The organism is Vicinamibacteria bacterium, assembly GCA_035620555.1.
GTDB lineage: Bacteria > Acidobacteriota > Vicinamibacteria > Marinacidobacterales > SMYC01 > DASPGQ01.
Window position 1 is genome coordinate 1 of record DASPGQ010000281.1, and the last position, 9,044, is coordinate 9,044.

Below are 9,044 nucleotides of genomic sequence, written 5' to 3' on the forward strand. Positions count from 1 at the left end.
GAGCGCGTGAAAAATCTTGGACGACACCACGTCTGCGCCGGTCGCCAACTCTGGCCAGCCCGGGGGATCGAAACGGAGCAGGTACATTTGATCGGTGGCATCGGCGATGAGGATTCCGGGACGGAAGCCAAACTTCTTGACGGTCAGCACCCGCCAGGGGCCCACCGTCGCCGGCGGGCGATCCTCCCCCGGCCCCCGGCGAAGCTCTTCCTCCGTCATGCGGTGCCGTGGGTGACGGTTCTCGTACCAGGGACCGTCCATGACCTCGCCGAGAGTGTTCACACCGCCCGCGGGAATCACGCCGCGCTCGGGATGGCCCTCGCCCGGCGTTCCGAAGGCGTTGCTGAAGAGCTCCAGGATGGAGCTCAGGGCGCGCCGCTGAGGATCCGGCGTCGGCCAGAGCTCGGGGACCCTCTCGAGCGGATCGTCGGGATAGAACTTCTGAGCGAGGGCCGGCGCCGCCAGGAGCGAAACGAGCAAAAGAGAGACGCCGAGCTTCACTCGTAGATCCCCCACCTCGTCCTGAAGATGTCGCTGAAGGTCCACATGAAGCGAAAGCCTTCTCGACCCGCGGCGAAGTCGATTCTCATTACGTAGGCGTCCTGGAGCTTGAATCGGAAGCCAATCCCTCCGCTCCATTCGAGATCGGTGAAGTCGACGTCGGCGAGCCGGGGCGCCACCTTCCCCGCGTCGGCGAAGATCGCCATGTCCAGCGCCGGCGACGCGTACCACCGGTGCTCGACGTTGACGATGAGCGCCTGATCGTCGTAGAAGCGGTAGCGCTGAAATCCGCGCAAGTCGTCGTTTCCGCCGATCGAGGGCTGGAGGTAAAAGGGGATTCGGAGATCCTCTTGCCGGAACGCCAGCGAGGCGGCGACGCGAACCGCAATGACCCGGGTCTTGTTGAAGTACGGGAGGTATTGCTGGGCCTGCACCAGGACCTGAGAGAAAGCGTACTTCTCCTGGTCGACGTCATCGTATTCGCGCGCGGTGACCGCATAGTAGCCGCCCGACCGAGGCCCGGTCGGAAGATCACGAAAGTCGAGCTCGGCGAAGCCGCCCCAGCGCCGAAAGTGGGTATCTTCGCCGAGCCCGGGCGTGAGCACCGGATCAAAAACCTCGTCGGTCGAAGGCACTCCGCCTCTCTTTCCGGTTCCCGTGGAGGCGTCGAGCCTCCCGAGCGTTCCTCCCAGCCGCAGCCAGTCGGTGACGTTGTATCCCGCTCGAAAGTCGAGCCCGAAGGTGTCATAGGCGTAGCTCGTCCGGTTCTCCTCGAGCGAGTCCGGCCCGGGCCCGTAATAGTCCATCTGCGGCGAGCTCTCGTATTTGGTATAGAGATCGAGGAAGAAGCGATCGCTCCGGATGCTCTGGAAGTCGAGCTGGGCGTCGAACAGGTAGGCAAGCTGCGGCGTCACCCGCGCCGTGGTCCGCAGACCGAATTGATCGCGGAAGAGACCGAGCCGATACCCCACGCCGTTGCTCCAGCCCTGGCCGGAGCGCATGCCCCCCATGACGAGCTGCCATCCATAGGCCCCATTCCCGGAGCGCGTCCCCTCGTAGAGGCCGCGCTCGACGAGGTCGTTGACCCGGTCCACGAGCGGCGACTGACGCTCGGGCCAGAGCCGCGCCTGTTTGTCGCGTCTCTGGGCCTCGATCGCCTCGGTGCGGGTCTGGAACTGTGCGAATACGGGTTTGGCCAGCAGGCAGGCGAACAGCAGCGAAGCCGCGATTCGCGAGACGAATATCGTGACACGCATGATCTATTGCGGAATCTATCGAAGCTTCGTGCTCGGTGCCACCGATCCAAAGGCGTTCACTTTCGCGGCTCGCTTCATCCTCGCACCCCTGAGCGCTTCTCGACAGCGTGCCGCCACCACTTCGTGATCACCCGGGGTCATCATCCAGACACCGATCTCGAGCCGGGGCGCGTCGCCTTCACTCGGGCGCGCCTCGATGCGCGGCTCACCTTCACGCAAAATCCGCGCGAGCTCGTCTCGAGTGAGCCGGATTTGGTTCGGATCCCAGTTGATGGCCGCGTGGGGCACCTCGTTGGCGATCTCGGGAACGAAACGCTCGCCGGTCACGCCTTCGATCCCTTCCACCGCCGACAGGATGTGGCTCACTCGCGACTCCCATTCCCTCCAGTCCGCGTCATGATCGCGGGCGACGTAGAGCTCGACCGCTTTGGTCAAGCCCACGATCTCCTCCTTCCCCACTTTCGCGATCCGTCCCACCGAGTCCGAATGAGGAGAGCCGTTCAGAAAGGCCGCGCGCACGAGGTCTTTTCTTCCAATCAGAAGCCCCGAACATTGGGGCCCTCTCAACCCTTTGCCTCCGCTGAAGGCGACGAGATCGAATCCCATGCCAGCGAGATCGGTCAGGTTCCGTGCGGGAGGCAGATCGGCGGCGGCGTCGATGAGCGTGGGAACGCCGGTTCTCTTCCCCGCCTCGACGAGCTCCTCGCGGGTGATGGGACTTCGGTTGGCCGCCAGGTTGAGAAAGAACAGCATCGCGGTGCGGTCCCCAATCGCCGCATCGAGCTCCTCCTTGCTCGCGACCTCGACGATCTTCACCCCGACGTTACGGATCGCGTGGTCGTAGCCGAACCGGTGACCCAGGGGGAATATGACTTCGTTTTTCAGCCCTTCGGTATCCGGCACACGCCGGATCGCGTCTTCGTTTTCGCCGCACACGCAAGCGGCGGTCGCAAGCGTCAGCGCCGCGGCACACCCCGCCGTCACCAGAGCGGCCTCGGAGCCGACGAGCGAGGCGATGCGGTTTCCCGCCGCTTCCTGGAGCTCGGGGATGGATACGTAGTTGCGAGCGGCCGACTCCATCGCCTCGATGACCGCCCGGTCCATCAGCGAGGCGGAAAGCGCGGTGTACGTTCCGGCAGCGTTGATGAACGGCCGGATCCCGAGCTCGCGGTACACGTCGTTTTCGGTTTCGCCGAGCACGAGCCCCGGAGTGAGCCCCGCGGAAGCGGGAATAGCGGACACGGAGGCGATGAATCCGCGACGGGAAAGGGTGTTCTTCATCTTGCTCTCCTGTTCAGAATAGCCAGCGAAAGCTGACGGCGGTCCAGACGGCGCCGCCCATCTTCTTGAAAGCTCGCCCGATTCGCTGGAACTGGACGTCCTTGACGTCTTCATTGGACAAAAGGCTCCGATAGTCGTGAGAGTTCCAGCTAGGGAACCATATCGTGTTGAGGAGTCTCTTCGGCGTCTCCTTCCAGACCTGGCTTGAGATACGGCCCATGACGTATTCGTCTTGCTTCAGCTCGGGATCGAGCTCGGCGAGAATCCCTGAAATCGTTAGTTGCGATTTCACGAAGATGGCGGCCTCGTACCGGATCGAATGCCCCTCGCGTGCGAGCACCGCCATCACCTCGTCGAGAAGCTCGAACAGTCCCCCACCCTGAATCTCGGGGAGCTCCTTCTCGAGCAATGCCCTCATGCGGGCGCGGTCTTCGGGGCCTTCGGGCTCCCACTCGACGAGAACGTCGACGTTATTGGCGAGCCTCTTCGTGTTCCCGAGGTAGAGGCCTACCATCAGCTGGGTCAGCTTCTCGCGCTCTTCGCGATCGAACTCGGCGGCGAGGCCCCAGTCGATGAGGGCGATGCGAAAGGGAGCGCCCCCGTCTTCGACGTGAAAGACGTTGCCCGCGTGGGGATCGCCGTGGAAGAAAGAGTCGTCCTTGTCGGAGAAGAGCACGTCGAAGGTAAGAGCGTCGCTGAGGCGACGCGCGAGGCGCGCTCGCTCCCGCGGGTGACCGGGGAACGCATCGGTCACTTTGACGCCCTCGATGAAGTCCATGCAGGTAACGCTGGCCGAGGAGAACGGGAGAACTTCGGGGACCACGACCGCTTCGTTGTCCCGATAGTAGAGCGCGGCTCGCTTCAAGTTCTCCCTCTCGTCCAGGACCTTCACCTCGCGCGAGAGCGCCTCACGGATCTCCTCGAACGTGTCGACCAAAGGCATCGAGCCGATCTCGTAGAAGTCGGCGTGGTTCTCGAGATAGCGAAGTACCGCATCGAGAATGGTCAGGTCCTGCTCCAGAGCCGATACCGCTCGCGGCTTCAGCACTTTGCAGGCCGCGCGCAGGGGCTCGCCCGACTCGCCGACGTAGCGAGCCTCCACGACGGCACCGACGCTCGCTTCGGCGAGAACATGGTCGGCGAAGACGATCTGATACCGTTTGACGGTCGCGGCGTCGATCTCCCGACCGATCACCTCCATCACCTCCTCGTACCCGATCGTCTCGAGCCCATTCTCGATGGTCTGGAGCGCGTTACGAAAATCCGGATCGAGCGACGGGTTGCGGGCCAGTATCTGCGCGAGCTTCTGGAGACTGGGCGTTTCGGCGATGAAATTGAGCACCCGCTGGCCGCGATCGGCGTCGACGGGGAGACGCAGCTGTGAAATCACGCGGTCGAGGAAACGTTTCTCCTCGAGCCCTTCGAGGAAAACGAGAAACGCGTCGTGAACAAGAGGGAGCCAGTCCGACGCGGCCTCGGGGATGACCTCCAGCACTCTGGAGCCATGGAGCAGCAGGCTCGCGATGCGCGGCCGAAGCCGTTGCCACTGCACCTCGTCGACCAGCGCCAACGCCTCTTCCAGGTCCGGGGCCATGAAGAGTTTCGAGCGGGCCGGCTCCGGCACCGACGCGGCAAGCTCCAGCAGGATTGCCCGTCCCTCGGCCTCGACATCGAAGCCCTGTTGGTAATGCGAGAGGGGCGTCGGGAGGTCGTACTGAGTTCGCCCCGCGAGCGAAAGTGCGAGAAGTATGAACGTTGGTTGCAATGGAGACGACGAGCCCGAAGGTTAACCGAAGCGATCGACCGACGCAACTCACGCGGGTCCGGCTCTCGGTACCACCGTCGCTCAGTGAAGTATCATCCCAACCCGTAGTGACTGCACTCGCGACGCCGATCATCTTCTTTGCCCCGGGCCTCCTGATCGTATCGATCTTCGCCCGGCAGCCGAAGGGCGGACTCACTCTGGCCGAGCAGATGTACGTTGCCTTCGCCGGGAGCTTGCTCGTTTCGGGATGGGTCGGGCTCCTCCTCGCGGAGCTCGGCCATTTCTCGGCCGTCAACGTGGCGGCGTTCGACGCGGTCGTCGTGGTGCTCGGCGCGGTGGCGGCGAGAAAGCGGATCCGGCTCGAGGCAGGAAGATTTCAAGCGGGAGAGTTCATCGTCCCCGGCGCCATCCTGGCGTTCGCGAGCGTCGTGTATTTTCCGCCGTTCGAGCACGTCCTCGGGGGGCGCGATCCGGGCATCTACGTCAACGCCGGCTTTCATCTCGCTCGCGAGGGAACTCTGGTCTATGTCGACCCGGTGATCGAGAGCCTCCCGGTGGAGGCACGGCCGCTCGTGTTTCCCGACAAGGAGCTTCCGCCGTGGAGTTACGAAAGGTTCCAGGGTTTTCGTCTGGAGCATCCCGATACCGCGAGGGTGTCTCCACACGGACTTCATCTTTATCCGGTCTGGATCGGAATGGCCTCCTCGTTGTTCCAGATGAAGTCCGGGCTCTGGGTGACGCCATACTTCGCCATCCTGGGCGTGCTCGGCCTCTTCTTCGCGCTCAACCGGTTGTTCGGCCTCGAGCCGGCAGCCTGGGCGGCCGGCCTCCTCGCCGTGTTCCAGATCCAGATCTGGTTCGCGCGATTTCCCAACTCCGAGGTCGTCGTCCAGTTTCTCTTCACTTTCGGCCTGTTGTGCTTCTTCTTCATGAACGAGCAGCGGTCGTCGCTTGCAGGCGGCCTCGCGGGGTTCGCCTTCGCCTCGACGTTCCTCGCACGCTTCGAGACGGTGCTGTTCGCGATCCCGATTGCAGTCTTTCTGGCGTGGAAACGTGTTCGGGGCGAGCTCGGGAAACCGGAGCTCTTGTTCTTCTTCACATTCGCGCTCGTCTCCACCCACGCCGTCGTGCACGATCGTCTGTTCGCCTGGCCATACGTATCGAGCATCCTCGGACGCCACTACTGGCGTTTCATCGGTGACAACATCGTCGTTCTCGCCGCGGTGGGCCTGCTGCTCTTCTTCGCCGCGGATCGTCTCGTGGTCAAGGTTCCTCCGCGCTTCTTGGGCTCGATCGAGTCCCCCGCGGTTCGTCTTGGCTCGGCTCTTGGTCTTTTCGCCCTGGCTCTCTACGCCTATTTCGTGAGGCCCGTTTGGCACGCCGCTCGAACGGCACCGCACGACGCCGAAGCCTTTTTTCGCATGGGGTGGTATCTCTACCCCGCCGGGCTGGCGCTCGCGACCGCGGGTCTCATGGGCCTCGTCGTCCGGGCCAGAAGAGCTCAGGCGTTCTTCGTTCTGATCGCCCTGACGTTCTCGTTCTTCTTTTTTTATAAGGTGCGCGTCTGGCACGATCACTACTTCGCCATGAGGCGCTTCATCCCCGTGATCCTCCCCGCTTTCTTCTCCGGGATCGGAGTGTTTCTCGGAACCCTTCGGCCAGTTGCGGGCTCGCTCGTCAAATGGGGAGCGCGCGCGGTCGCGGCGGCTCTTCTTCTCGTGTACCTCGCTGCCGGCGCCCGCCTCTGGCGTCACAACGAGTTTCGAGGCAGCCTCGATTTCGTGGAAGATCTCGCGCGCCACCTCGGGGACGAGGACATCGTCTTTTTCCCCCGTCAGGAAGGCCTTCATCTCCTCGAGCTTCCGCTCGCCCATCTGGAGGGAAGAAACGTCCTCGAGTTCTATACGTTGAAGCCCGATCGCGCGCTTCTCGAGCGACTCCTGGCATCGTGGCGCAGCCGCTATCAGGACGTCTATTTCGTCACCAACTACAAGATCTCCCTTTCGGGCCTCTTCACCCGGCACGTGAAAGACTTCTGGCTGGCAACGGAAAAGTACGAGTACGCCTACACGAGACCTCCTCGAGGACCGGAGCCATTTCACCTCCGCTTCACGCTTTCGAAGGCCGTTGACGTCGAAGACCTCGCGAAGCGCGTTCCTCCCCTCGAGCGGCTCGACATCGGGGGGAGCGATGACCTCCAGGTTGCGTGGTTTCACGAAAAGGAGCTCGAGGAAGACGGCACGACCTATCGCTGGAGCCAGAGGACCTCCTCGATCTTTCTGCCGCAGGTGGGATCGGAAACGAGAACCCTGGCTCTACGAATGGCGGGCCCCAAGGAGGACGACGCTCCGCTCTACCCGGTCGAAGTCGCAATCGATGGTCAGTCGATCGGTTCGATCCAGCCGACGCGAAGCTACGCGACCTATGAGCTCACGATTCCGCCGCGCGATGCCCGAAGCTACGCCATCCTGACGCTCACGACCCAGACGTGGCGGCCCTCGCGAGCGCTTGCGGGCGCGAGCGACGTTCGCGATCTCGGCCTTCGGCTCGACTGGATCGAGCTCCAATAGACTAACCCGGTTCGTACCGCTCGTAGAGCCAGTCGAGTGCCCCGTCGATCTCCTCCCACGCCTCGTTCAACGTGCCGACGCAGTTCTGGGCGTTGACAACGTCTTCTTCATCCGACGCGAAGTCGGGCTCGAAATCCAGCAGCATTTCTGCCACGAGAGGGTTTCTCGATATCGCCGCCTCCAGCGCCTTCCGCGCTTTCGGTTTGTCGCCCACCTGGGCGAAGATGGCCAGAGCCCGGCCATAGGTCCAGACAGGCTCCGCCTCTTTGCCCTGCGCCTTGGCCAACCCTTCGGCCTCCTTGAATTGTCCCGCCGCAAAGAGGGCCGAGAACAGCTCGTAGCGGACTCCCTGATGGTCGCTCCGGTCGAGAGCGAGAAGCTGTGTGTAGCACGCGATCGCCGTCTCCCAGTCTCCTACCTCGGCCATCAGATCGGCCATCCCGTGCAGCGCTCGGAGAAAGGGTCTGGCGGGATAGTGATTCCAAAGCTCGCCCGCGGGCGCGTCGTGCCGTCCCGATTCGAGAACCTCTTTCCCCGCTTCGAGCGCCCGACCGTAGGACTCCATCGCCTGCCCGACGTCGCCCGCGAGCTCGGCTTGCAATACGAGAGCATCGACGCACGCGGGGTCGAACTGAAGGGCCTCGTGGACGAGCTGGATCTGATGCCGCCCCCAGGCGTCGAGAGCCTGAAAGAAGATTTCCTGAGCGCGCTCGGCATCGGTTCGGGGCTCGAACGGAATCTCGTCGAGGGGCATGCCCGTCAGCTCCCGTTCGAACACGGACCGCAGATCATCGAAGGTCGCATCCGGCCGACTCTCCATCTTTCGTGCCAGAAGAAAATGGAGGCGCTCGAAGACACGAGGATCGGGCAGGATGCCCCTTTGGACGAGCTCCTCTCGCGCGGGAGGCTGGAGAAGAAAAGGAAGAGTGAACCCGTAACCCGACCTCTCCCATTTGCCTTTGTCGAGGTCTTCGGGACGGCTCTCGGCGAGCGCGCTCATGAGACCCGTCAAGAAATCCAGAACACGGGGGCTCGGTCTCTTGATCCGATGGCGCGACTGAATGCACAGGGCGACGGGGTACGCGTCGTCGTCGGCCACTTCGAGATCGTTCTCCACCCAGAGCTCGGCATCCTGTAGGGGCATCTGGGACACGTCGTCGAAGCCCAAGTGCCAGACACCCTTTTTGGCAGGGGATTGCCCCGAAGAAACGTCCCAAAAGGTCCTCTCGTTGTCGAAGAAACCGATACCCCTCATCGAGCGCCCGTTGCCGAGGACGACGGCATAGCCGAGTCCTGGAGGCGCTCCGGCACGGATCTCGATGAGGTCGCGATTCGTGAGATGCCGCCAGGGAGCGGCTTCGCAGAATGCGCGCGCCGCCTCGGCAAAACGCCGCATCGCTTCCACGGTGACTCCCGCCACATCGAGAGCACCTGGGATATCGGCGCTTGAAGCTTCCTTGGCGAAAAGATCGAGGAACCTTTCCACACCCTCGAGTCGCTCGGTGGGCACGACGTCGATCTCGTTCCCCAGGCGATCGGACAGCAAGCGAGCCAGCGTCGGGTCGCGAACCTCGATCCGGTTCGGCCTTCGTCCGAGCTCGGCGATCATCTCCTCGAGTCCGGAGAGGAGGTCCTCGTCGCTTCCTCGCTCCATTTGTATCGAGCCGGACC

General features: G+C 63.2%; 6 protein-coding genes. 1 reads left to right on the plus strand and 5 read right to left on the minus strand.

What is annotated here, in order from left to right; translation table 11 throughout:
* The 4 genes from VEK15_11485 to VEK15_11500 all read right to left on the minus strand — a co-directional run.
* A partial coding sequence (locus VEK15_11485) for a hypothetical protein (GenBank protein ID HXV61309.1) occupies positions 1–501 on the minus strand: 501 nt, incomplete at its 3' end.
* Positions 498–1,757, minus strand: coding sequence for a BamA/TamA family outer membrane protein (locus VEK15_11490; GenBank protein HXV61310.1), 1,260 nt, complete (start codon positions 1,755–1,757; stop codon positions 498–500). The genes VEK15_11490 and VEK15_11485, both read right to left, overlap by 4 nt.
* A gap of 15 nt (positions 1,758–1,772) precedes the next feature.
* Positions 1,773–3,038 carry an aminotransferase class V-fold PLP-dependent enzyme gene (locus tag VEK15_11495; protein ID HXV61311.1) on the minus strand — a complete coding sequence of 422 codons (1,266 nt, stop codon included), beginning with the start codon at positions 3,036–3,038 and terminating at the stop codon, positions 1,773–1,775.
* Positions 3,039–3,051: 13 nt separating this feature from the next.
* Positions 3,052–4,803: an AarF/UbiB family protein gene (locus VEK15_11500; GenBank protein ID HXV61312.1), complete on the minus strand. Its 1,752-nt coding sequence runs from the start codon at positions 4,801–4,803 to the stop codon at positions 3,052–3,054.
* Between the two features lie 107 nt (positions 4,804–4,910).
* Between VEK15_11500 and VEK15_11505 the strand changes: the two genes are divergently transcribed.
* Complete coding sequence (locus tag VEK15_11505) at positions 4,911–7,373, plus strand: glycosyltransferase family 39 protein (GenBank protein ID HXV61313.1); 2,463 nt, start codon at positions 4,911–4,913, stop codon at positions 7,371–7,373.
* Position 7,374: 1 nt separating this feature from the next.
* Here VEK15_11505 and VEK15_11510 read toward each other — a convergent pair.
* A partial coding sequence (locus VEK15_11510; GenBank protein HXV61314.1) for a tetratricopeptide repeat protein occupies positions 7,375–9,044 on the minus strand: 1,670 nt, incomplete at its 5' end.

Excerpts from the sequence above, each read along its gene's own strand:
- VEK15_11490 (HXV61310.1), bottom strand. The coding sequence starts at position 1,757 with ATGCGTGTCACGATATTCGTCTCGCGAATCGCGGCTTCGCTGCTGTTC.
- VEK15_11495 (HXV61311.1), bottom strand. The coding sequence starts at position 3,038 with ATGAAGAACACCCTTTCCCGTCGCGGATTCATCGCCTCCGTGTCCGCT.